The 24,436-nt window shown below is 47.8% G+C and carries 23 protein-coding genes; 12 read left to right on the top strand and 11 right to left on the bottom strand.

The features are described 5' to 3' along the window. Positions 1-77 precede the first annotated feature (77 nt). Together ACTHMC_RS16240 and ACTHMC_RS16235 are read right to left on the bottom strand one after the other, a co-directional pair. Complete coding sequence (locus ACTHMC_RS16240) at positions 78-1,124, bottom strand: HlyD family secretion protein (RefSeq protein WP_440414579.1); 1,047 nt, start codon at positions 1,122-1,124, stop codon at positions 78-80. Between the two features lie 26 nt (positions 1,125-1,150). Beyond that, positions 1,151-1,783: a TetR/AcrR family transcriptional regulator gene (locus ACTHMC_RS16235; protein WP_440414578.1), complete on the bottom strand. Its 633-nt coding sequence runs from the start codon at positions 1,781-1,783 to the stop codon at positions 1,151-1,153. A 324-nt stretch (positions 1,784-2,107) separates the two neighbouring features. On the opposite strand from ACTHMC_RS16235, the gene ACTHMC_RS16230 reads away from it, so the two are divergent. After that, complete coding sequence (locus ACTHMC_RS16230) at positions 2,108-3,136, top strand: 2-oxoacid:ferredoxin oxidoreductase subunit beta (protein WP_440414576.1); 1,029 nt, start codon at positions 2,108-2,110, stop codon at positions 3,134-3,136. A gap of 706 nt (positions 3,137-3,842) precedes the next feature. Here the strand turns inward: ACTHMC_RS16230 and ACTHMC_RS16225 are convergent. Next, positions 3,843-4,733: a cupin-like domain-containing protein gene (locus ACTHMC_RS16225; protein ID WP_440414575.1), complete on the bottom strand. Its 891-nt coding sequence runs from the start codon at positions 4,731-4,733 to the stop codon at positions 3,843-3,845. A 110-nt stretch (positions 4,734-4,843) separates the two neighbouring features. Here ACTHMC_RS16225 and ACTHMC_RS16220 point away from each other — a divergent pair, with 110 nt between their 5' ends. Both ACTHMC_RS16220 and ACTHMC_RS16215 read left to right on the top strand, forming a co-directional pair. Then, positions 4,844-5,461, top strand: coding sequence for an L-threonylcarbamoyladenylate synthase (locus tag ACTHMC_RS16220; protein WP_440414573.1), 618 nt, complete (start codon positions 4,844-4,846; stop codon positions 5,459-5,461). 21 nt (positions 5,462-5,482) lie between these two features. Beyond that, positions 5,483-6,091 (top strand): GNAT family N-acetyltransferase, encoded by a 609-nt coding sequence (locus tag ACTHMC_RS16215; RefSeq protein WP_440414571.1) that lies wholly within the window; start codon positions 5,483-5,485, stop codon positions 6,089-6,091. Positions 6,092-6,212: 121 nt separating this feature from the next. Here the strand turns inward: ACTHMC_RS16215 and ACTHMC_RS16210 are convergent, their stop codons facing one another. Next, positions 6,213-6,518 (bottom strand): hypothetical protein, encoded by a 306-nt coding sequence (locus ACTHMC_RS16210; protein WP_440414569.1) that lies wholly within the window; start codon positions 6,516-6,518, stop codon positions 6,213-6,215. Between the two features lie 95 nt (positions 6,519-6,613). After that, positions 6,614-7,219, bottom strand: a complete 606-nt coding sequence (locus ACTHMC_RS16205; protein WP_440414567.1) for a ribonuclease HII — start codon at positions 7,217-7,219, stop codon at positions 6,614-6,616. Positions 7,220-7,344: 125 nt separating this feature from the next. Here ACTHMC_RS16205 and ACTHMC_RS16200 point away from each other — a divergent pair, with 125 nt between their 5' ends. The 3 genes from ACTHMC_RS16200 (at position 7,345) to ACTHMC_RS16190 (ending at position 11,645) form a co-directional block, all read left to right on the top strand. Continuing rightward, the gene (locus ACTHMC_RS16200) at positions 7,345-8,145 is read left to right on the top strand and encodes a sulfite exporter TauE/SafE family protein (RefSeq protein WP_440414565.1); all 801 of its coding nucleotides are present in this window, start codon (positions 7,345-7,347) and stop codon (positions 8,143-8,145) included. A gap of 56 nt (positions 8,146-8,201) precedes the next feature. After that, the gene (locus tag ACTHMC_RS16195) at positions 8,202-9,314 is read left to right on the top strand and encodes a COX15/CtaA family protein (protein ID WP_440414564.1); all 1,113 of its coding nucleotides are present in this window, start codon (positions 8,202-8,204) and stop codon (positions 9,312-9,314) included. A gap of 75 nt (positions 9,315-9,389) precedes the next feature. Beyond that, positions 9,390-11,645 (top strand): hypothetical protein, encoded by a 2,256-nt coding sequence (locus ACTHMC_RS16190; protein ID WP_440414563.1) that lies wholly within the window; start codon positions 9,390-9,392, stop codon positions 11,643-11,645. On the opposite strand, the gene ACTHMC_RS16185 is transcribed toward ACTHMC_RS16190, so the two are convergent. Next, on the bottom strand, positions 11,626-12,525 hold the full coding sequence (locus tag ACTHMC_RS16185) for a diacylglycerol/lipid kinase family protein (protein ID WP_440414561.1): 900 nt from the start codon (positions 12,523-12,525) through the stop codon (positions 11,626-11,628). The two genes, ACTHMC_RS16190 and ACTHMC_RS16185, sit on opposite strands and share 20 nt — an antisense overlap. 27 nt (positions 12,526-12,552) lie before the next feature. Between ACTHMC_RS16185 and ppk1 the strand changes: the two genes are divergently transcribed. Beyond that, entirely contained in the window at positions 12,553-14,601 is a 2,049-nt protein-coding gene (ppk1, locus tag ACTHMC_RS16180) for a polyphosphate kinase 1 (RefSeq protein ID WP_440414560.1), read from the top strand. A 221-nt stretch (positions 14,602-14,822) separates the two neighbouring features. Here ppk1 and ACTHMC_RS16175 read toward each other — a convergent pair whose 3' ends face one another. Then, on the bottom strand, positions 14,823-15,872 hold the full coding sequence (locus tag ACTHMC_RS16175; RefSeq protein ID WP_440414558.1) for a 3-oxoacyl-ACP synthase III family protein: 1,050 nt from the start codon (positions 15,870-15,872) through the stop codon (positions 14,823-14,825). A gap of 74 nt (positions 15,873-15,946) precedes the next feature. Beyond that, the gene (locus ACTHMC_RS16170; protein ID WP_440414557.1) at positions 15,947-16,945 is read right to left on the bottom strand and encodes an alpha/beta hydrolase; all 999 of its coding nucleotides are present in this window, start codon (positions 16,943-16,945) and stop codon (positions 15,947-15,949) included. 256 nt (positions 16,946-17,201) lie between these two features. On the opposite strand from ACTHMC_RS16170, the gene typA reads away from it, so the two are divergent. The 5 genes from typA to ACTHMC_RS16145 all read left to right on the top strand — a co-directional run bounded on the left by typA (position 17,202) and on the right by ACTHMC_RS16145 (position 22,024). Continuing rightward, a complete protein-coding gene (typA, locus tag ACTHMC_RS16165) occupies positions 17,202-19,001 on the top strand; it encodes a translational GTPase TypA (protein ID WP_440414555.1) in 1,800 nt (599 codons plus the stop codon). Positions 19,002-19,131: 130 nt separating this feature from the next. After that, positions 19,132-20,004: an RDD family protein gene (locus ACTHMC_RS16160; protein WP_440414553.1), complete on the top strand. Its 873-nt coding sequence runs from the start codon at positions 19,132-19,134 to the stop codon at positions 20,002-20,004. Next, positions 20,001-20,861 (top strand): RDD family protein, encoded by an 861-nt coding sequence (locus ACTHMC_RS16155; protein ID WP_440414552.1) that lies wholly within the window; start codon positions 20,001-20,003, stop codon positions 20,859-20,861. The genes ACTHMC_RS16160 and ACTHMC_RS16155 overlap by 4 nt, the downstream gene beginning before the upstream one ends. A gap of 160 nt (positions 20,862-21,021) precedes the next feature. Further along, a complete protein-coding gene (locus tag ACTHMC_RS16150; protein WP_440414551.1) occupies positions 21,022-21,468 on the top strand; it encodes a hypothetical protein in 447 nt (148 codons plus the stop codon). A 337-nt stretch (positions 21,469-21,805) separates the two neighbouring features. Continuing rightward, complete coding sequence (locus ACTHMC_RS16145) at positions 21,806-22,024, top strand: hypothetical protein (RefSeq protein WP_440414549.1); 219 nt, start codon at positions 21,806-21,808, stop codon at positions 22,022-22,024. A 3-nt stretch (positions 22,025-22,027) separates the two neighbouring features. On the opposite strand, the gene ACTHMC_RS16140 is transcribed toward ACTHMC_RS16145, so the two are convergent. From ACTHMC_RS16140 to ACTHMC_RS16130, 3 genes are read right to left on the bottom strand one after another with little or no spacing between them, the layout of a single operon-like run. After that, positions 22,028-22,720 (bottom strand): LytR/AlgR family response regulator transcription factor, encoded by a 693-nt coding sequence (locus tag ACTHMC_RS16140; protein ID WP_440414548.1) that lies wholly within the window; start codon positions 22,718-22,720, stop codon positions 22,028-22,030. Then, positions 22,717-23,760: a sensor histidine kinase gene (locus ACTHMC_RS16135; RefSeq protein WP_440414546.1), complete on the bottom strand. Its 1,044-nt coding sequence runs from the start codon at positions 23,758-23,760 to the stop codon at positions 22,717-22,719. Before ACTHMC_RS16135 ends, ACTHMC_RS16140 begins: the two co-directional genes overlap by 4 nt. A 9-nt stretch (positions 23,761-23,769) precedes the next feature. After that, positions 23,770-24,426 carry a hypothetical protein gene (locus tag ACTHMC_RS16130; protein WP_440414544.1) on the bottom strand — a complete coding sequence of 219 codons (657 nt, stop codon included), beginning with the start codon at positions 24,424-24,426 and terminating at the stop codon, positions 23,770-23,772. Positions 24,427-24,436 lie beyond the last annotated feature (10 nt).

Here is a 24,436-nt window from a genome sequence, read left to right as displayed (position 1 = left end):
AAGGTTGGATAGATCAGGCCATAACATTGCCTGTGCTGCTTTCGCAACAGAGAAAATGATAGGGCGAGTATCTGTGATTAATTCAAGGGAACACTTACGAAAACGCTGAGACCGGCACGCAGCACCTGGCGGTATTTATCGCAATCAGTGATAGCGATCTTCACGGGAACACGCTGCGTTACTTTCACAAAGTTTCCGCTGGAATTGTCAGGAGGCAGCAGCGCGAAACGTGCGCCTGTAGCATCACTCAGACTTTCAACAGAGCCTTTGATATGCATATCGGGGTAAGCGTCAACCTCAATGTCAACAGGCATTCCCGGGTGCAGTTTCTTGATCTGGTTCTCTTTGAAATTGGCAACGATCCAGTAAGTGGTATCATTCACCACCGTAAAGAGCGGAGCACCGGCCTGTACATACTGACCGGGAGAAACATTCTTCCTGCCGATCTTTCCTGCCTGCGGCGCATAGATCTTTGTGTAAGTAAGTTTAAGTTTTTCCTGCTCGATAAGCGCTTTCTTCACATCGATATTTGCACTGGCTTTTGCAACGGCGGCCTGCAGAATACCGATACGGCTTTCAGCACCGGCGAGGTCATTATGACTGTTATCTGTTTCTTTCACCAGCGTTTCATAATCATACTTACTGTCTTCAAGCTGCTTGTAGGTGATAGCATTCTCTGCATACAGGTTCTGATTACGCTGCAGGTCTTTCTGTGATTTTTCCAGTTTCACCTGGTTGATGGAGATATTGCCTTTGTTCACTCTGAGTGAAATGAGGGCGTTGTTCAATGCAGCTTTTGCATTTTCCAGATCGGCCACTGCCGCTGCATAATCAGCATTCATTTGCATGAGTTGTGCCTGGATATCTGCGTCGTCCAGCTCCACTACCAGCTGATTTGCCTTCACGGAATCATAGTCGTTAACTGCAATTGTTTTCACGTAACCGGCCACACGGGGTAGTACGGGCACCAGCTGCGTTTCCACCTGTGCATTATCTGTACTCTCATGATGCAGGGCAAACATGATCTTCTTGTAACCAAAAATGGCTGCTACCACCAGGATGGCGCCAATAACGATCATCCGCACGGGCGATTTCTTCTTTTCAGGTTTGTTTGGTTGTTCCATACTGTTCTGTCTGTTTATAAAAGGTGTTATTGTATCTGGAGATGGGCGTGGATCATTTGTTTAAGATGTTCTGTGAGCCGGGGTTTCATTTTAGCCAGGTACTCTTCTTCGTTACCAGGTTCAATTCTGAACAGGGTACAATACAGATTTTTTGAATTGATGGCCGAGTTGATGGTACCCATCATGGAGGCCATGGTCATTTCACAGTCTACCTTACGGAATGCTTTCCTTTCCACTCCTTCTTCTATGAGTTGCCTGATCAGCGAGAAGTTCCTCATCTTGATGCCCGTTATAAGATCGATGATCTCCTGTGACCGGTCAGTATTGTATTCCTGGTTGATAATGGTATGAAAGCGGCGGCCGTTCAGGATCTTGTTCACATAGTATTCGATCAGCTTCTCCACTTTCTGCCAGGGGGTCATCTCCGTATTGCGAACCAGTTCATCCAGCAGTTCAAAACTGGAAGCGAAACGCCACTCGATCAGCACCTGCAGCAATTTCTCCTTGGAGCCGAAATAGTAAGAGATCATGGCCAGGTTCACGTCTGCCCGCTGGGCAATATCGCGCACCGAGGTACCGTCGAACCCCTTTTCTGCAAATAAGAATTCGGCCGCGATGAGTAGCTGCTCCCTTTTATCAGTTTTTTCCTGTGCTGTCATCCGTAAGAATTAATTGTACAGCAAAATTAAACAAACGTTTGAATTAAACAAATGTTTAGTTTGTTACCGGCTCGTTAAGGGCCTGCTTCCGGGTTGGAAAACATACCCGCACCTTTAGAGGTGCTATTGAACTTTTGGAGGGAGTGTTGGGGCCGGGGTGCATAGCCGGGCTATGGGACCGTATGTTTTCCAGCCCGGAAGCAGACACCCAAGCCCGATAACATTGGATAATATTCCCGAATGCGAAAACCACGGCAAGACTTCAGTTGTAATTATTGGGTGCGTATATCGTAAATTTGCAGGAATCTATTTTTGAAATTGAATATGAGTGTAATTACAACCCCTACGCTGACGGCAAAGGATTTCTCAAGTGACCAGGAAGTGCGCTGGTGCCCGGGCTGCGGCGACTATTCCATCCTGGCGCAGGTGCAGAAGATCATGCCCGGACTGGGGATACCCAAAGAAAATATTGTGATCATCTCCGGAATCGGCTGCAGCAGCCGCTTCCCATATTATATGAATACGTATGGCATGCACTCGATCCACGGCCGCGCTACAGCCATTGCCAGCGGACTGAAGGCATCGAGGCCCGACCTCAGCGTTTGGATTGTTACCGGTGACGGCGACGGACTGAGCATCGGCGGCAACCATACCATCCACCTGCTCCGCCGCAACTTCGATGTGAATGTGATGCTGTTCAATAACCAGATCTATGGCCTAACTAAAGGACAGTATTCCCCTACTTCTGAAGAAAATAAAGTCACCAAGTCCACCCCCTTCGGCAGTATCGACCATCCTTTCAACCCGCTGGCCCTGGCCATGGGAGCGGATGCCACCTTCATTGCGCGGACCATGGACCGAGACCCCAAGCACCTCCAGGAATCACTGATCCGCAGCCATAAACATAAAGGCTCTTCCTTCCTGGAGATCTATCAGAACTGCAATATCTTCAATGATGGCATTTTTGAAGTGTTTACGGAGAAATCCTCCAAACCGGATAATACCCTCTTCCTGGAGCAGGGCAAGCCCCTGATCTTTGGCGCCCAGCGCAATAAAGGCATCAAACTGGATGGTTTCAGACCTGTGATCGTGGAGTTGGGAGAAAATGCCAGCACAGATGATCTGTGGGTGCATGATGAGCGCGACTTCTACAAAGCGCAGATCCTCGTCCGCATGTTTGATGACCCGCGTGTGGAAGGTCATCTTCCCAGGCCCTTCGGCGTATTCTATGAAACTGACCGCCCCTGCTACGAAGAAATGATGGCGCTGCAGATCGAAGAAGTGATCGCTTCCAAAGGAAATGGCAACCTCGACAAACTGTTGAGAGGCCATGAAACCTGGACCATCGCTTAATAAAAAGGAATAAGAATTCTTGATAGCAAGCCATACCTGGAGTATGGCTTTTTCTTTTGCTGTTCTGTTTCACTTCGAAATAAAAAAGCCAGCGATGGAAATCGCCGGCATGTGCTTACCTCTGAAACCACAAAAAGAAAGAAGTTAGCAATGAGTTCTATCTACTAATAGGTTGGGCATTTCCCATAAAAGCGTATTGGATCTTTCCCAGCGGGGTGGCATCAGCTTATTAGGCCTCGCCATAAAAAATCTTTGTAGCAATTGCTTTGGCTCCGTAAAAGAAGCCATTGGCATTGTATTGAGTTTCCTTTTTTTATTCAGGAATCAAAAAAATAATAATGTGGTTGCAGAAAACACCATCATCAAGTGTATGGATACATAACACCGATGACATGTAACTACGAAGGTTACGAACACAACGAGGTAAGCTTATTTACAAGGGTTGGGATACAACAAATATCAACACGGAAATAGTTAACACAGAAAAAAGGATCGTCCTCACATCAGACTTTAGATACCGGAGATTGGATGGTTGGAAATGAGGAGATTGGATAGTAGAGGGTGCTTTGTCGGTGAGAATAGTGTTTCAGCGCATAAGCAGGGTAAAAGTAAAGACTGTTTTCTTAAAAATCAACATTTTTAAGAAGAAATTTTAACAGTGTTGCAATAAATCAATAATAGCTGACAAAAATCAGTAACAGAAACATCAGTGAATACTGGTAGTTTCCATGATTCTTCCCGCCGCTTTGAATACTTTTTCTTTTTTATAATCGTACCACCATTTGGGGGCTGTGCGCTTCATCAGGGTATCGATGCCACGCATGCCGAAGAGATTCCAGAGCCCGTTCAGTTTGCCGATAGGCGATTTCTGAAGGGCCCGCAGGCTCATGGCAAAGCCACTGTCGAGGTACTCCATATGGTGCCAGTAACCCGCCGGCATGAAAAGCGTGTCTCCATGATCCAGGATCACTTCATAGCCCTCGGCCAGCTTCAACGCCGGGAACTGATCATAATCCGGCTTTCCGGTATTCTCAGAATAATTGCTGAAATCCGCCAGGCTGAGCACTTCAAAAGGCTTACGGTATAGCTTGTGCTGCTCCTCGAAGGGGAAAAGCAATACTCGCTTCCTGCCCGAAAACTGTGTGTGCATGATATGGGACAGGTCGATATCAAAGTGCATATGGGTGATACTGGTGGCGCCACCGGTGAACAGCATGGGATATTTCTTCACAAATCCCTTCATCAGGTCCTCAGGCCAGGTGAAATCGCTGGTGAGCTGGGGAGCGTGATCAAAAATATTGAAGAGGAAGATGCGCCAACCCGCCGGGCCCTGGCTGATCATATCAATGTATTCCCCGAAGGTCTTGTAATCGTCTGCTGTATTGATGGGGGTATAAGCATCGCTCTTCACATTGTTGTAGAGCCCTACTCGCTTGTCTCCTACGATACTTTTGAAATAGTTCCAGTTCCATTTGTCGTAAGCAGGCCAGGCCTTGGCGAGGTCTTTGATTACGAGAGGCTTCATCGGTTTATAATAGTGCTGCTGAAAATCTTCGCCACTGATATTGTCTACTCTGTCAACAGGCTTTAAGCGCATAGCAACAGTTTTGGGCAAATCTAACATTAAATTCATTTTGGCGGTACAGCCCGCCCCCGGAATATGGCGGTATGGTGACAATTTTGCACCTTTACACCTTAATCCATAATATGTTACTACACCTGCATCCAGAAGACCCGCAGCCGAGGAATATCCGGACCATTGCGGCCACCCTCTCAAAGGGCGGTGTGATCATTTACCCTACTGATACCATTTATGGCCTGGGTTGTGACATATATCAACACAAAGCAGTTGAACGCATTGCCCGCATCAAGGGAGTGGATCCTCAGAAAGCCCAGCTGAGCTTCATTTGTTATGATCTCAGCGATCTCAGCCAATACACCAAAAGCATCAGCACTCCCATGTACCGGATGCTGAAAAGTTACCTTCCCGGGCCATATACTTTCATCCTGCCGGCCAGCAAGGAAGTGCCGAAGATCCTCAAAAGCAAAAAAGACACCATCGGTCTGCGGATACCCGACAACAATATCGCCCGCGCCATTGTGAAAGAACTGGGCCATCCCATCCTCAGCGCCTCCCTGCCGGGAGACATGGTGGAAGAATATACCGATCCCGAACTGATGCTCGATAAATTCGGTAAACTGGTTGACCTGGTGGCCGATGGCGGTATCGGCGGCATGACGCCCTCTACCATTGTTGACTGCACCGGCGATTATCCCGTTGTAACCAGACAGGGTGCCGGCACCTTTGAACTCACTGAAGAATAAATTATCCTAAACGTAAAAAACATGTCTGTTCAACTTCAATACGAACAATACTTTCCCCAACACTTTGAACTGGAAACGCCCCGCGTGATCCTGCGACTGCTGAAGCCGGAAGACTTTGAAGCCTTCCTCCCGCTGGCCGCCCCCAAAGACACCTGGACTTACTTCAACAAAGACCTCAGCGATCCCGAAGAACTGCGCTCCTGGATCTATGTGGCGCTGGAAGAAAGAGCAGCTCATAAGCGCATGCCCTTCACCGTTATAGACAAGGACACATATGAGATCTGCGGCAGCACCAGTCTTGGGAATATCTCTTTTTACGATTCCCGCATCGAGATCGGCTGGAGCTGGCTGGGGCCTGACTTCCGCGGCACCGGCGTTAACAGGCATGCTAAATTCGCCCTGCTCAGTTATGCGTTTGAAGTGATGAAGATGGAACGTGTGGAGATCAAAACAGACAATACAAATGAGCGCGCCAAAGCTGCCCTGCTCAAAGTAGGAATGATACCCGAAGGCGTGCTGCGGAGCCATATGCAGATGCACTCCAACAGGAGAAGGGACAGTATTTTTTACAGCATGCTTAAGAATGAATGGAACGAAAGGAAATTCAGCTTTTTTCCGGACATGTACTGATGCCTTTACTCGGAAATCAGTCGCTCGCGGGGACGCGAGCGACTGGGCACTGCGAAATAAAAAAGGGCCGACTATCACTAGTCAGCCCCCAAAGTACAACCACCTGAAAAACCATCCTTATTTATTTGCAGCGAACGCGGCCATTGTGTTTATAGTGGTATATTTTTCTGCTGGCCTGTTTGCGTTCGTGGATCAAATGCTTTCTTTCGCGTGGACTGATGCGGCCATCATTCCTCTTATAACGTAAGCGGTCCATACGGATATCTTTCTGATCTTTGGCCAGTCTGAGTGTTTCTGCTTTTGTCAGCTGACCGGTTCTAACGCCGTTATATATACGCTCTTTCTGATTCCTGTTGGGTTGAGCTTGCAATGTGCCTACACCAACTATCGTCATCAGTAACATCGAGAGGAAAATTGAAGCTTTCATAATCTGTAAATTTTGTAGTGAAACAATCTTTACATATCAGACGCCTGCTGTTCTGTTGCGTTTAATGGAGAGGGTGGTGAGAATTGTTAGGGAAACTATAAATCCAGTTCCAGCTGTTCTTCAGAGGAGAAGCACTGGAAGGAACGGCGGTGGTAAGGGCTAAGCCCATGGCTCATGATGGCGCGGCGATGGTCCGCAGTGCCATATCCTTTATTCCTGTCCCATTTGTAGTGAGGGAAAGACTCGTGCAGTTGCTTCATATGATCATCGCGGTAAGTTTTTGCGAGGATGCTGGCTGCTGCAATATTGGAGTAAATGGAATCACCTTTAACGATGCAGGTATGAGGAATGCCCTGGTATGGAATAAAACGGTTTCCATCGATGAGCAGTAGTTTGGGCGGCTGCTTCAGTTGCGCCACCGCCAGGTGCATGGCTTTGAAAGAAGCTTTGAGAATATTGATCTCATCTATCTCTTCATGTGACACCATGGCCACTGCATAGCTGAGGGCCTTTTCCTGGATGAAGCTTCTCAGTTCATATCGATGCTCTTCCGTCACCTGTTTGGAATCGTTCAGCAACGGATGATAGAAGTCCACAGGCAGTATTACTGCCGCAGCCACTACCGGACCGGCCAGGCAGCCACGTCCTGCTTCATCGCAGCCGGCTTCCAATAATTCTTCCTGGTGATAATTTTTAAGCAAATGCTGAACTTTGCCCCAAAAGTAGGGATTGGCAGGAATACCTGCATGGTTGGTACCTTATTTTTACTCACATGTGTATTCAAATCCATAATCGCTAAAGATTCCGTTCTTTTGCTAAATTTTTCATGGAGATTCTTGCCTATATCATTGCTGTGCTGATTGGCGTTTCACTGGGCTTGATCGGTGGAGGCGGCTCTATCATCACAGTACCTGTGCTGGTATATCTCCTGAAAGTGCCGCCTGAACTGGCTACTGCTTACTCTCTCTTTGTGGTGGGCAGCTGCAGCCTCGTAGGATCAGTAAGATCCTATAAGAAAGGACTGATAGATTTTCCCGTTGTTTTTGTTTTCGGCAGCGCTTCCATGTTATCGGTTTTCACCACCAGGCATTTCCTGGTCCCAAGGATACCGGATCATATTTTCACTATCGGTGGCTATGATATGAATAAGGGCATGTTCCTGATGCTCCTTTTTGCCTGCCTGATGCTGGCCAGTTCTTATTCCATGATCAAAAACGGAAGAAAAACACTCTCCGTGGTGCCTCCTCCCGACAAACCACGTAAAATGGGCCCGCTCTTTTTCCAGGGCATTGCCGTGGGCATCGTAACCGGATTATTAGGTGCAGGCGGCGGCTTTCTCATCATTCCGGCCCTGGTGCTCTTCGGGAAACTGCCCATGAAAGAGGCAGTAGGCTCCTCCCTCACCATCATGGCCTTCAGCTCTCTCTTCGGTTTTTTCAGTACCTCCGGACAATATCATATCAACTGGATGCAGCTGCTGGTCTTCACCGCCATTGCAGTAAGTGGCATCTTTATCGGCACCAGTTTGTCTGACAGGATCTCCGGAGCCTCCCTCAAAAAAGGATTCGGATGGTTTGTTCTTGCCATGGGCCTCTATGTTCTCAGCAAAGAACTTTTCCGCTGGTAATAGTTTCCTGATTTGCTGCATGCGCAAACGGGTTTGTCCCTACCTTTGTGCGCGCTATGAAGACACAATCACCCCCTGCTGATTTATTGCAACCAGGGTCTTATGGCCCGGGATCCAAAGCAGTTGCCAACTGGATCATGATCGGTGTAGTGATGTTGCTGATCCAGGTAGTGCTCGGCGGTATCACAAGATTGACCGGCTCCGGATTGTCCATCACCGAATGGAATGTTGTTACAGGCGCCCTCCCTCCGTTGAATGAAGAAGCCTGGCTCCGCGAGTTCCAGAAATACCAGCAGACCCCACAGTATCATTACCTCAATTCCGATTTCACTTTATCAGATTTCAAATTCATTTTCTTCTGGGAATGGTTTCACCGTTTCTGGGCCAGGCTCATAGGAGTTGTATTTGTAGTAGGTTTTGTGTACCTGATAGCCAAAAAGTTTTTGAAAAAGGAAATGATGGTCCCCCTGATCACCCTCTTCCTCTTCGGGGCATTACAGGGCGCAATCGGCTGGATCATGGTGGCCAGCGGCCTTACCGGCGATGCTGTATATGTTAAGCCTACAAGACTGGCGCTGCACTTTGTCTTCGCCCTCGGCCTGATTGCCTATGCATACTGGTTTGCACTGGACCTTCGTATCACACAAAAAAATACTATCTCTCACCCCGGTATCCGCAAATGGACATGGTGGTTGCTCATCATACTTTTTGTGCAGCTGATCTTCGGCGCTCTCATGGCAGGACATAAGGCCGCCATAGCTGCACCTACCTGGCCAACCATCAACGGCAGCCTGGTGCCGGACGGCATGCTGAGGGAATCCCCCGCTCTTCTCAACTTCTTTGAGAATAAGATCACCATTCATTTTGTGCACCGCGGTCTGGCATACCTGTTACTGGTACTGATCATCATTTATTCAGGTAAACTTTTCAAGCTGAAAACAAACAGTGCCGCTTTCAATAAAGCACGCAAATATCCGTTGGTATTTGTTTTGATCCAGGTATTGCTGGGTATTGTTGCTGTACTTACCGCACCGTACATTGTGCCCAGTCGCTGGGGAAGTTTTGAATGGATGGCGCAGCTGCACCAGGTAACAGGAATGTTGCTGGTACTGAGCCTGGTGGCCATGTTGTACCTGGTCAGAAAAACCAGTACAACGGAACCAACGTAATTGTATCTAAACCGTTTTGTTTTATTGTAAATTGTAGGCAGAATGCCGGCAAACCCCGGCCCGAGTCTGTAAGATATGAAAGCATTCCTGAGAGGACTATATTGCTCATTCCCGTTGCAGTTGTTCCTGCTTCACTTCAAGAAGTTCCAGGTATTGCTGATCTTCTGGTTCATTCTCTTCAGTACCGTCAATGGCACTTTCATGAAGAGCTTTGGCGCAGATTCCCTCTACCTGGCGCCGGAATACCTGGGCAAGGTGAACGCCATCAGCGCTTCCATTGTAGGCGTTGCCATCGGCATCTTCATCATGAGCTGGAATATCACCACGTTTATTCTTTTCAGCAGGCATTTCCGTTTCCTGGCCACTACTTCCAATCCTTTCCTCAAATACTGTATCAATAATTTTGCGATCCCTTTCGCCTTCCTCATTTTCTATTTCATCAACGCCGTAGCTTTTGCAAGAGATAAGGAACTGATGGGTACCTGGGATATTTTCCTGCTGGTGCTGGGATTCCTGCTGGGGCTGACCTTCATTGTGATCATCTCCCTGTTTTATTTCTTCCGTGCCGACAAGACCATTATCCGCAGGCTAGCTCCCGTGATCAGTAATCCCCAACTGTTCAAAGCGCAGTTCCGCAAAGGCGAGACCCGCGCCACGGAAAGCAGGCTCGTGAAAGTGGAATGGTACCTGAATTCTCTTTTCAAGCTCAAAAAAGTACGGGACGTTTCCCACTATTCCCGCGAATTCCTGGAAACCATTTTCAGCCGTCACCACTTTGCAGCAGTGATCTCCATATTTGTAGCTTTTATATTCCTGATCTGCGTAGGCTTCTGGTTAGACAATCCACTGTTCCAGCTTCCCGCAGCAGCCGGCATCACCCTTTTCTTTGCCATCCTGATCGCTGTGTCAGGCGCATTCACCTACTTCCTGCAGAGCTGGAGCATTCCGGCCATGGTGATAGTGTTCCTTATCCTGAATGTGCTCTACCGTTATGGCATCATCGATCCCACCAACAAGGCTTACGGTCTTGATTATGCGATAAAGGAAGACCGTCCCGAATACTCACAGGAGGCCCTGATGGCGTTATGCTCTCCCTCTCATGTGGAAGCCGACAAGGCCCATTGGATAGAAATTCTGGAAAAGTGGAAAGCAAAACAGGACAGTCCCAAACCTGTGTTATTCCTCATCAATACCAGTGGAGGCGGCAACCGCAGCGCCACCTTCACCATGAACGTTCTGCAAAGGCTGGATAGCCTCAGCAACGGAGAACTGATGAAGAAGACCTTCCTCATCACGGGTGCTTCCGGCGGCATGCTTGGCGCAGCCTATTTCCGGGAGCTCGCCCGGGAAAAGGACAATGGTAAACCCATCGACCTGCGTAATAAGCAGTACGTGGATGATATTTCCAGCGACCTGCTGAACTCCCTGTTCACTTCCTTTGTGGCCCGCGACCTGGCTGCGCCTGCACAACGCTTCACTGTTGGCAAATTCGAGTATGTGAAAGACAGGGGTTATGCCTTTGAAGAGAAACTGAATTCCAATACCAAAGGACTGCTCAACAAACAGCTACGAGAGCAATATAACGATGAGGTACAATCGAAAATGCCCATCATGCTTTTCAATTCCGTGATCACCCGCGATGGCCGGAAAATGATCATCTGCACCCAGCCCGCCAGCTTTCTCATGAGGCCGCTCTATGATACCATCCGCGATGCGGATGTTGATATCGACGCTGTGGATTACCAGGCTCTCTTCGCTAAACAGGATCCACTCAATCTCCGTATGCTCACAGCACTTCGTATGAATGCCACCTTCCCTTACGTGTTACCCAATGTATGGCTGCCCAGCACGCCTGTAATAGACGTGATGGATGCAGGCCTTCGCGATAATTTCGGACAGGAAACAGCCACCCGTTTTGTGCAGGTATTCGATGACTGGATCAAAGAGAATACCAGTGGCGTAGTGCTCCTGCAGATCCGCGACCGGAAGATGGGAGGCTGGGATCATCCTTATGAATCCGGCGCCATTACAGACATTGCCACCAAGCCCATGCTGCTGTTGCAGTATAACTGGTTCAAGATGCAGGAATACGGACAGAATGAAATGCTGAGCCTCACGCAGGAATTATTGGGTGGACATTTCCGGCGCCTTACCTTTCAATACATCCCCAAAAAAGAAGACGCAGCGGCTGCGCTCAACTTCCGTTTATCCAAGCGCGAGAAACAGGATATCGGAGAAGCGATGGAAAGCGATATCAATATGGAAAGTTTCCGGAAATTTACTGGTTATATAAAAGGCCATCCGGCCTCCCTTACGAAGCAGGATGAATAAGCTTGAAATGATGTGGCAGTACGCGGATCGACAGGTTCTTCAATGAGTCTCTCGGCTCTCCGTCGATATGCAACGGCGCTTCTGCAATATTTTCTATCACCAGGTTATCGGTTTGAAAATAGATCACGGGCGAGCGCAGTGAGTTCTCCACTTTTCTGATCTTGCCGGCAATCACCTGTTTCATTACAGTGAGCAGCAGCAAGGGCTTGGCAATTTTCTTCACAATCACCACATCCAGCATACCATCTGATAACTCTGCCTGCGGAGCGATCGTGAAATTATTCCCAAACTGGTTGCTGTTGGCCACGCTGATGAAGAATGCCTCAGTGGAGAATGTCAGTCCATTTGCCTTTACTTTGAAAGGATATGCTTTAGCGGAAAAGAAGTTCCTGGTAGTGAGAGAAGCATAGGTAGCAAGTCCCCGCTTGGGTTGTTCTGCAAATTCGTGAGCCACTTTGGCGTCAAAGCCGAGGCCGCAGAGCATGCAGGCAAATTTTTCATTGACCAGAAAAGCATCAGTAGGTAAGGGCTTTCCGTCGAAAACTATGTCCAGCGCCTTAGCACTGTTCTTTGGAATGCCGGCTGCATAGGCCAGTCCGTTTCCCGATCCCATCGGCACGATACCGAAATTCACTTCCATATCCGCCAGGGAATACACCACTGCATTTACAGACCCATCACCTCCACATACAACAATATCTGTAATTCCATCATCCTTGATCTTGGATTTAAGGAAACGATAATCTCCATCGATCATGGTTGGGAGTACCTCGAACGGTATTTTCCGCTCTTTGGTTTTGCTGACCACCAGCTCCTTCAGGGAAGTTTTGCCCCGGGTGCCGGAAATAGGATTGATAAGATAGATGATCTTTCTTCGCATGCGTGGCAAAATTATTAGTTTTGAACCATGAGTGAAGCCTTATTTTTCGATCGGGACCTGAGTTGGTTATCATTTAACGAAAGGGTATTACAGGAAGCAGGCAACCACAGGGTGCCATTGCTGGAAAGGATCAAATTCCTGTCCATTTACTCTTCCAACTCCGACGAATTTTACCGGGTGCGGATGCCGGCCCTGATGGCGCTGGAAAAGCTGTACGAAAAATCGCCGCGCAAAGGCTTTCCCGTTTTCACCACCGTTCAGGAAGCCAACCAGCGCATCCACCTGCAACAGCAGCTCTTCGGCAATATCCTGCGCGGCATCATCCCCGAGCTCCAGGAAAGCCTCAATACAGAGCTGGTGTTCAACCGGCCCATCCCTGAACCGGTGCGGGCAGCAGCCACGGACTATTTCTTCACCCAGGTACTGGCTTTTCTGCAACCCATTTATCTCACTGATCGCCGTGCTTCGCTCTTTCCTGAGAACAACAAGATCTACCTGGCCGCCATTGCCAGCAGCGCCAGCAACCGGCAGGAAGTGATCATCGTGAATGTTCCCTCAGATGTTCTGCCCCGTTTTCTTTCTATCATCCACGAACAAACGAAATATATTCTCTTCCTGGAAGATATCATCCGGTGCAACCTGCAACTTGTTTTACCTAACCAGACCATCGATTCCTTTTACAGCTTCAAAGTAACACGGGACGCGGCCCTCGACATCATGGACGAATACGAAGGCGACCTGGCCGAAAAAATTGAGAAGCAGATTGCCAAGCGCGATTATGGTTTCGCTACCCGCTTGCTTTATGGCGCGGGTACGCCGCCTGAATGCCTGCAGGCGCTCATCAATCTTTTCAACCTGGAGAAGGCCAGCATCATGGAAGGGGGAGTGTATCATAATCTCCGCGACCTTGCCAGTCTGCCTGTTGAGAGCTCCCTGCTTGAATATCCCAAATGGCCGGTGCTCACCTATCGCATGAACAATCCACAAGGGTCGCTACTCAATGAGATCGGTCAGAAAGATATCATCCTCCACGCGCCCTTCCAGTCTTTCAATACGGTGCTTCGCTTCTTCAACGAAGCGGCTATCGATCCATCCGTAGAAGAAATATTTGTTACGCTCTATCGCATCGCAAGTGACTCGCGCATTGCCACAGCGCTCATCAGCGCAGCAAAGAACGGAAAGAAAGTAGTGGTGTTCGTGGAACTGAAGGCCCGCTTCGATGAAGCCAATAATCTCCGCTGGAGCAAGCGGATGAAAGAAGCCGGCGTCCGCATCATTTACAGCATTCCCACACTCAAGGTGCATGCAAAGGTAGCACTGGTAAAACGCATGATCAGCAACCGTCCTCATCATGTGGGCCTGCTGGCCACCGGCAATCTCAATGAAACCACTGCCCGTTTCTACACAGACCATATCCTGCTCACCGCTCACCAGGGCATGCTCACTGAATTGGAGCAACTGTTCGTCTTCTTATCAGAAAGAAAAAAACCACTGACTCCCGGCCTCCTGCCTTTTGCACATCTGCTGGTAGCCCAGTTCAACCTGCTGGACCGCTTCACCAGCCTCATCGACCGGGAGATCAACAATGCAAAGAAGGGGCTTCCTGCCGGCATCATTATCAAACTGAACAATCTCCAGGAGAATATGCTCATCACAAAACTGTACGAGGCCTCCAATGCAGGCGTTCGCATACAGCTGATCGTTAGAAGCATCTGTTGTCTTATTCCCGGCATTCCGGGCATGAGTGAGCATATTACCATCCGTCGTATCGTGGACCGCTACCTGGAGCACGGCCGTGTATTCATCTTCCAGAACAACAACGATCCGCAGCTCTACATGGGTTCGGCCGACTGGATGAACCGCAATATCTACCGCCGCATCGAAGTGTGCTTCCCCGTATACAATCCTGTTATCAAAACAGAGATCATGGAGCTTATCAACCTGCAACTCAAAGACAATGTTCAAGCCGTTCAGCTCAACGAGGATATGCACAACATTCCCCTTCCGCAAACGGAATCACTCATACGCTCACAACAAGCCATCAGTGAATTACTAAATCAACGTTACCGAGTATAAAACAACCTGAAGAAATCAAAAATCTACGTGCTGTATTAAAAACTGTTGCACTCTCCCGCTGCCCATAGCGAGCAGGGATTGCATGGAACAGGCCTTGAAAACATACGATCCCATCGCCCGGCATAGCACCAAAGCCATAACATACCCCACCACAGCCCATAAAATATCCTCAAAGGTGTGGGTATGTTTTCCAGCCTGAGAAATGCAACCCTGCGAGCAAATTACCATTTCAGCAACGCACTTGCCCAGGTAAACCCGCTCCCAAACGCAGCCAGACAAACAAGGTCTCCCTTCTCTATCTTCCCTTCCTCCCACGCTTCGCACAAAGCGATAGGCACTGAAGCAGCTGTAGTATTTCCGTACTTCTGAATATTATTATGTACCTGGTCATCGCGTAGCCCCAGTTTCTGCTGCACAAACTGTGCTATCCGCAGGTTTGCCTGATGCGGGATGAGCATACGCAGATCGGATGGTTTAAATCCGTTCTTGTCCAGCGATTCCATGATCACTTCGGGGAATTTCACCACCGCTTTTTTGAAAACTGACGGGCCGTCCATGTACGGATAGTTCTGTGCCTGATCGATCATATTATGGCTCATGAACATCTCGCCGATCTCTGCTTCATCGAAGTCGGCCAGCTTTTGTTCCATCCAGTGATTGGCATGGGTACCGGGATTGTACATGGCCAGGATCTCGGCACTTTCCCCATCGCTGTGAAGATGGGAGCTGAGGATCCCGCGGTTCTCGTCTGTGGTAGGTTGCAATACAACAGCGCCGGCGCCGTCTCCGAAGATCACGCTGATAGCGCGGCCGCGTGTGCTGAAATCCAGACCGAAAGAGTGTTTCTCGCTTCCGATCACGAGGATATTTTTATACATGCCTGACCTGATGAACTGGTCAGCCACGCTGAGTGCGTACACAAATCCGCTGCACTGATTGCGCACGTCCAGGGCGCCGATCTCTTTCATCTTCATGGCGCGCTGAACCAGTACGCCACAGCCGGGGAAATAATAATCAGGACTGAGGGTGGCAAACACGATGAAGTCGATATCCTGTGGTGTGAGGCCTGCTCTTTCGATGGCGATCTCAGCGGCTTTCACGCCCATGGTAGTGGTGGTTTCTTCTGTTCGGTGGGCATACCGGCGTTCTTTGATGCCGGTTCGTTCCTGGATCCATTCATCGCTGGTTTCCATGTAGCGGGTGAGGTCCTGGTTGGTAACTACATTTTCGGGGACATACCTGCCGATGCCGGCTATCACTGATCGGATCATATAGCAAACACATTTAGTTCCGGTAAATTACGGAAAGAATAAATGCAGGTAAAATGAAACTATTTCAAACGGAACTAATGTTTGGGCAATCCTAATACTTCGGTGAAAAATTTTGCGGTTTCGGCTTCTACAGTTGCCACATCTTTTGATTTGATCCAGGAAGCGATCACGTGGTTACCGGCGTTGGGGACAGATACAGCGCGCTTTTTACCGGCCGGAGTGCCCAGCTCTTCATACATTTTTTTGATGGCGCTTACCCGAACGGTACTGTCGCGGTGCACTTCATCTTTATAATAATATAATACCAGCGTGGGCTGATCGATGCGATGGAAGGTGGCGGGCGTCATGGAGGATTCCAGGAGCTCTTCCAGTGCTACAGCTGCTTCGATGCGGTATTTGGGAGTCCAGTACTGTTTGTATTCGGGGCGGGTATCGGAGGTGGATTCGATATATTTTCCACTTTTCACCATCCGTGCGATCTGCAGTCCCCAAGGGTTGTTGAGCAGCCAGGCATTGGGGTCATCGATCTCGATATTGGGGCTCATCAGTACCAGGGCGTATACATCGGGATAGGCCGCCGCCAGCTTCAGGGCCAGGGTGCCGCCGGTGGAAGTACCCATGAGGATCACTTTCTGTCCCAGTTTGCGGCCGATGGCCAGGGCTCTTTTGGCGGATTCCCAGTATTTGTCGGCCGTGAGATTGGCCATCACTTCAGTGGTATCGATGCCGTGCTCAGCCAGTCTGCTGAGGTAGAGGTTACAGCCATATTCCTTGGCGATCTTTTCATGCACGGGGTCTCCCTCTTCCTGGGAGGCGCTGAAACCATGAAGGTAAACGATGGAACAGGGCGTTATATTCTTCAGGCTGTCATTGAACCAGACGATGCGGGCTTCATTGTCCTTTTTCAGCTTATGAGCGGCTTCCTCACCGGCTACATAGCTCACCAGGTCATTGGCGCCTGAGGGCACTGCAGGCATATCGCTTGAGTAGACCGGAGTGGATGGTTTGGGGCCCAGCAGGTACACGATCAGGAGGAGCAGGGGGAGTATGAAAAGCCAGTTCCTTTTCCGCATTCAGTAAATTTGGGTTGAAATTAATGGATTTCCTTAAAAACTGAATATTCCGTAAACTTTAACCTTTCGCAAAGGCAATTCACTGGTTTTCAGAGCGCTGTAAATCATTCTCTTAGGCTCAGTTTTACCAAAATAATAAGTTTGAAGGATACTTTTGCCCTCCCGTTGAATTAACGTACCTTTGCGCCTCAAAAAAATGGTAATGCCGGAAGGCTGAAAAAGCACTTAACACACCGGCAGAACGACACTCACAGTTATGAATATTCGCAACATAGCGATCATCGCGCACGTAGACCACGGAAAAACAACGCTTGTAGACAAGATCCTGCATGCAACAAAAGTATTCCGTGACAATCAGGAAACAGGTGAACTGATCATGGACAGTAACGACCTCGAAAGAGAGCGTGGTATCACCATCTTCAGTAAGAATGCCGCCGTAACCTACAAGGATGTTAAGATCAATGTGATCGATACTCCGGGTCACGCCGACTTTGGTGGTGAGGTAGAACGCGTACTGAAAATGGCCGATGGTGTGTGCCTGCTGGTAGATGCCTTTGAAGGTCCAATGCCTCAAACAAGGTTCGTTCTTCAGAAAGCGCTTCAGCTCAACCTGAAACCAATTGTGATCATCAATAAAGTTGATAAGCCCAACTGCCGTCCTGATGAAGTTCATGACGCGGTATTCGAGCTTTTCTTCAACCTGGATGCCACTGAAGAGCAGCTGGACTTCCCTACCTATTATGGTTCCGGAAAGAACGGCTGGTTCAACGATTCTCTCACACAATGTGAAGACATCACTCCATTGCTGGATGGTATCATCAAGCACGTTCCTCCTCCCAAGGTGAGTGAAGGTCCGCTGCAGATGCAGATCACTTCTCTTGATTACTCTTCTTTCCTTGGCCGTATTGCTATCGGTAAGGTATCAAGAGGTACTATCAAAGAAAACCAGCCTATCGCCCTGATGCAGGCTGATGGCACCATCAAAAAGTCAAGGGTGAAAGAGCTCTATGTATTTGAAGGCATGGGTAAAAAGAAAGTAAGCGAAGTAGTTGCAGGTGATCTTTGCGCAGTAGTTGGTCTGGAAGATTTCAATATCGGCGATACTGTTGCTGATGCTGAAAACCCTGAAGCACTGCCGATCATCAGCGTTGATGAGCCTACCATGAACATGTTGTTCTCTGTAAACAACTCTCCTTTCTTCGGTAAGGATGGTAAGTTTGTTACCAGCCGTCACCTCCGTGACCGTCTGATGAAAGAAACAGAAAAGAACCTTGCACTTAAAGTAACAGATAGCGAAGAAGGCGATAGCCTGGTAGTATACGGTCGTGGTATCCTCCACCTCGGTGTACTGATCGAGACCATGCGTCGTGAAGGATATGAACTCACTGTGGGTCAGCCCCAGGTGATCGTGAAAGAGATAGACGGTAAGAAATGCGAGCCTTACGAAACACTGGTTGTAGACGTTCCGCAGGAGTTTGCATCCAAGGTAATTGACCTCGTTACACGCCGTAAGGGTGAAATGCTGGTGATGGAAACCAAGGGCGAAATGCAGCACCTGGAATTCGATATTCCTTCAAGAGGTCTGATCGGTCTGCGTACACAGATGCTCACTGCTACAACGGGTGAAGCTGTAATGGCACACCGTTTCAGCGAGTACAAACCATGGAAAGGAACTATCCCCGGAAGGAACAATGGTGTTCTTCTTTCAAAGAACACTGAAAAAACAACCGGTTACTCTATCGATAAACTGCAGGATCGCGGAACCTTCTTCGTTGATCCGGGTGAAGACGTATACGCAGGTATGATCATTGCCGAGCACATCAAACCAGGCGATCTGGTAGTGAATGCTACTGAAGGCAAAAAACTCACCAACCACCGCGCCAGCGGCAGTGACGATGCAACCCGCATCGCTCCTAAAACGCTGATGACCCTGGAAGAGTGCATGGAGTATATCCAGCAGGATGAGTGTATCGAAGTAACGCCTAACTACATCCGTATGCGTAAGACCATCCTGGATGAAGAGGAAAGAAAGAAATATGCGAAGAGCATGTCCTAAGGACCGGCTCTCTGATATAATCTAAGTTGAAGGCTGTCTGTAACGGACAGCCTTTTTCATTTACCATATTTAGAAATAAGGAACGAAACGATTATATTAGCTTCCATATTAAACCGCATCCAGCATTACCATGAAGAATCTCACCACCGCTGCCATCATCCTCATACCGCTTACTTATATCGGTTGGTTCTTTATCTGGAACTTTTCTTCCGAAAAGTACTATGTTCAATTGCTGTCGGAGGCACTGACAGAACCCCGGCGATGGTCAGACCTCTTTAAATGGACAATGATTGAGCTTTCTACAGCATTCATGATAATCGTTCCTATTGTATACCTGCTCAGTTCAGACCAGGCAATGAAGAATAAATTGTATTCACTGATCAGGCTGGTGTTCATAATGGAACTGCTGTTCTCACTTCCATCTGTAATCCTGATTATGTTCAGGGGAGGTTTCGGGCCAGAGCTTTTCAACTATATCACGTTGGGTGCCCGCTTCCTGATCTTCATTTTTATAGGTGTTGTGTTATGGATGGACAAGCCAGCCAATGCCATTCCCAGGATCAATCTTTCCGATTACGAGCTGGTTTCTTACACTGGCGGCAACCAAAGGCTGCTTCATTACTTTGTAGATTCCTGTTTTTTCACCTGCCTGTCGTTCGACTGGCTCCTGGCCGCCGGCGTGTATGAATATTATGATCAGAATGTTCTGCTTTCTTATCTGGTCTCCCTGATCAATTTCGTTATCTACTATTTTGTTGCTGAAGCGCTGTTCTGTCAAACCCTGGGCAAGGCCCTCACTGGTTCCTGCGTGGTGGGTGTGGGTGGAAGGTTAAGTACCGGTCAGATCCTTGGCAGAAGTTTTGCGCGGCTCATTCCCTTTGATCCGTTATCATTCCTGTGGAATGGCAAATGGCATGACAAGGCTTCAAGTACTACGGTGGTACATGCATTCAGCTGGGAGGATATTGTGTTTGAAGGAGAAGATACAAAAGAACAGGCATGAGAAGATCAGTGCCGTTTGCCATAGCGCTGATACCGATGCTCATTATCGGTTTCAATGCATTGTGGGAATTCCCGGTTGAAAGATATATCTATTCCTTTCTCACATCGCCTTTCCGGGTGGCACCATACAGGTATATATTTGTGATCAAGCTGGCATTACATCAATTGATAATGCTATTCCTTATTGTTGTTTCCATCAGCTATTTTCTCAATCCACAGAAAAAACAAAAAGAAACTGCAGCTTATATCCTTCGCAGCAGTTTCATCATGTATACCATTTCCAGTATTGCGAACCAGCTTACTCTTATAGCAGAATGGAAGCAGAATTGGGATGATGCGAATGGATTTTGGGGGCTTATACGCCTAAGCCTGATGATAATCATATCAGCAGTACTTTGGAAAGGTGTTCCGCAAAAGGATATTTTCCGGATCAATCTCTCTGATTATACGCTCTGGGAAACGCCCGGTAAATGGAACCGGTTCCTGCACCATGTAACAGACCTTTTGTTCTTTTATGCGATCACCGAATTCTGGGTAGTTTTCCTGCAATCAACAATGACCTATCTGCAGGTAACCTTCATCATTTCCGGCATGGTGGCCATTTACTTCCTCTACTTCTTCCTCTCCGAAGCGTTCCTTGGCCAAACACCCGGTCAAAGCCTGACCAATTCCTGCCCTGTTGGTCTCAGATCCCCTATGTCTGTCCGCAAAGTTTTACTGCGCTCACTGGGCCGTCTCATTCCCTTTGACAGATTCTCGTTTTTATGGGGCAAAAACTGGCACGACCGCATTTCCGGCACCACCGTAGTCCGGCGTAACAGCTGGAAAGACATTCCTTTCGAGGGTGAGCGGCAATAAATCCGTATGAAAGGATTTAATTGTTAAAGTGGAAATTTCATGCAACCGGATTGTAACATCGGGAAAAGTGCTGCGTCTTATTATGTATACAAGCAAACGCGCAGCTGCTTTAAAAGTGAAACCAACAAACAATTAAAACACCTTTCTAAAAATATTCAAAATGAAAAAGTTTATTATAGTTGCAATGATTCTTCTGACAGGATTAAGCACAACCTTCGCCAACGTTCTCGAATCAGTAAACGAAAGAATTTCCAGCGCTTTCAATAAAGACTTCGCAGGTGCACAGAATGTGCAGTGGGAAGTGAAAGAGAAATTCGCAAAAGCTACTTTCAAACTCAACAGCCAGGTGATGTTTGCCTTCTACTCACAGGAAGGAGAGCTGCTGGGCGTTACAAGGAATATCGTTTCCTCGCAACTGCCTATCAACCTGCTGGCCGATCTGAAAAAAAGCCATAGCAACTACTGGATCACAGACCTCTTTGAGATGAGCAACGACAGTTCAACTGCATATTATGTTACACTTGAGAACAGTACACATACTGTAGTACTGAAATCCTCCGGAACAAATGGATGGGAAGTGTATAGCCGCGTTAAGAAACCTGCATAATCAGGACTTGACATTCAAGTATAACCGAAAAACAAAGATCAGTAAATCTGATCAGAACAAGAATCAACGTCAATTTCTCATGTGTTCGCAGAAAAAGTCTGCACAAAAAATGGTGTGTCATTCATGATACACCATTTTTGTTTTGTAGCGTTACAGGTAATTCATCACTTTATCAGCAATCCATAAACACTCCTGCCCATCGATATGCAGAAGTAAAGCCGGAAAATCAGGCCATATTCGCCATTCGCCCTGTTTAATGGTAATTTTTACTGGTTGCAAATACTGCTTTGTACTATTGATTTGAGTTGTATTTTTGCATCTCAACAATCCCAGGATCATGAAAACGTGGCGTAAGATCATCTTCATAGTAAGCATCGTTGTTGCCTCGGCAACTGCGGCTGTTGCGCAATGTTCTATTTGCACCAAAACCGCTCAGCAACTGGGCGAGAAGCCTGCAAAGGCACTGAATACCGGGATCGTTTACCTCGCATTTACACCAATAGCCATCATTGGTATTGTTGCCTACAGGTGGTACAAAGGCAATAAAGAATCATAGTATTCACCCGATTCCCAGCACCCGTTTAAGTTCGTCTTTGTAGGAGGCGCCCACAGGAATGTCCTTCGCGCCAAGCTTTATATAATTACCCTCCACGTAATTGATCTTACTCAATGCTATCACAAAACTTTTGTGTATACGCAAGAACGCGGTAGCAGGTAATTGCTCACTTAGATTTTTAAGAGTGTCATGTACCATGTATTGCTGTTGCGCAGTAACCAGTTTCACATAATCATCCAGGGCTTCCAGGTACAGAATTTCACTGACTAAAATGTTGTACACTTTCTTATCTGCCCGGATAAAGATGGCAGCATCCTGCCGGAGCCCTTTCTGCTGCAGTTTTTCGAGCGCTTTGTTCACCGCACGCAGGAAGCGCTCAAACGAAAATGGCTTCAGTAAATAATCGATGGCGTCCAGTTCAAAACCTTCCACTGCATATTCAGGATAGGCAGTAGTGAAGATCACCAGTGGCGCCTGCTTGAGTGTTTTGAGAAAGCCAGTTCCGGAAAGTACCGGCAGGTTGATATCCAGGAATAGGATATCAACTTCCTGGCTGGCAATATAAGCCTGTGCATCCAGTGCATTGTTGCAAACAGCCAGCAATTGCAGGCTGGGATGATCTGTGATGAATTTCTTCAGCACATCCTGAGCCAGTGGCTCGTCTTCTATCACCAGGCACTTAAAGGAATTTCTCATATTTGAATTCGAAGATCAGCAATAAATTCCTGTCCGTTATCAGTGATCTGCAACTGGTGTTTAAGCGGATAAAGCAATTGCAGTCTTCTTTTTACATTCTCCATCCCCAGTCCTCCCGGTTGTTTTTTCTCTACTTCATTGCTGATCCCGATTGAATTGATGATCCGGTAATGCAGCATGTCGCCAGCTGCATCCAGGTCAATATGAATAAAATTATTTTCATTATTCCGTCCACCATGTTTGAAAGCATTTTCAAGGAAAGCAATAAGGATGAGGGGGGCCAGCTCCTGGCGGTTGATCTGTCCATTCACGGATGTGGTTACCTGTAGTGACTGCCCTGCACGCAGTTGCTGTAACGAGATATAGTCCAGCAATGCCTGCCATTCTTTTTCCAGCAATACCCATTGTTCGCCTGCTTCATACAGGAAGTACCGCATCAGTTGAGATAATTTCAGCACTGTATCAGGCAGTCGCTGATCCTGGTGCAGGCTCATGGAATAAATACCATTGAGTGTATTGAAAAAGAAATGGGGATTCACCTGGGCCTGTAATGCCCGTAATTCCATCTGCACTTTTCCTTTTTCCGTTTCCAGTAACTGTTTCTGCAATGCATTCACTTCAAACCAGCTTCTGGAAAATTTCAACAATGAAGTAATGATCAGGTAGAAAAAGAAAAAGGCGCTGACCTGCCACCAGCTGAAATAGGAAATAAAGAAGAAATCCGGCAGCAGGTATTGGCTCCAGTCCTGGAAGAAGAAATAATTAAGTGTAGTGAAAACGGCAATCAGCAAAAGTACCAATGTCAGGTACAGCGGCCATTTCCAGGCATGCGCAAAAGAAGGAAGCAGCCAGAGGAGATTGATGTACACCGCCGGAATGATGGTGGCATGAAACAGGAAAGCATACACATAATCCACCTTTGCTATGCTGTCGCCATTCCTGAATACCTGCAGGAACAACATGAAAAGCAGCACCCAGAAAACGAGGTGCTGCATGCATCTTGCCATGCGATGCTTCAATGATATGTTACGGATGGCCATCATTTACTTTTATCCTTTCCGCTTTAAATTAATGGAATTCCCGGAAGGAAAGAAGCGGGCATCATTCCCATATTTTCCCAGGAACTGCTGCAGCTCCTCCGAACTGGCTGTGATCATAAATGTTCCAAAAAGCGGGTCATACTCATGTTTCAGCCGCATATTCCCGGCCAGTACCTGCTTTTTGATCAGTTCGCCATCCAGGAATTCGATGGACAGGTTTGCCCTGTCTTTTATTGCCAGGCGTGCAATGGTGTATCCCGGCAGAAAATCATTGTCCGTTCCAAAACCAGCTTCCGGATCAAACTTGTCGAGCATTTCAGCAGGGTACAGGTCTCCGAAAAGATTTCCGTTTATACGAATCAGGGAAAACAGTAATTGATAAACACGGTCTTCCTTTTTATAGGAGACGACATATAATTTTTTGATTGCCTCGGCATTTTCCTTTTTTGTATCCAACTGTTTTCCGTTCAGCAGATTTTCCCATTCTCTGCTAAGCCCGCTGGTAGAGAACGGTTCGATGGTAACCTCTGTTCCATTCTGCATCCACACCCCAGTAATGCGCGGATCGGTGATCATTTTGTTTTTGCTGACCAGCGGCTGCACGGAAGTAACGCAGGAACTGGTTGCCAGCATGAGAATGCTTAATGCTATCAGGATCGGTTTCATGGTGCAGGGT

It is taken from the genome of Pseudobacter sp. (assembly GCF_051955275.1).
In the GTDB taxonomy this organism is placed as follows: domain Bacteria; phylum Bacteroidota; class Bacteroidia; order Chitinophagales; family Chitinophagaceae; genus Pseudobacter.
The sequence above is the reverse complement of the archived record's forward strand: the minus strand, read 5'-3'. Positions and strand labels throughout refer to the sequence as shown.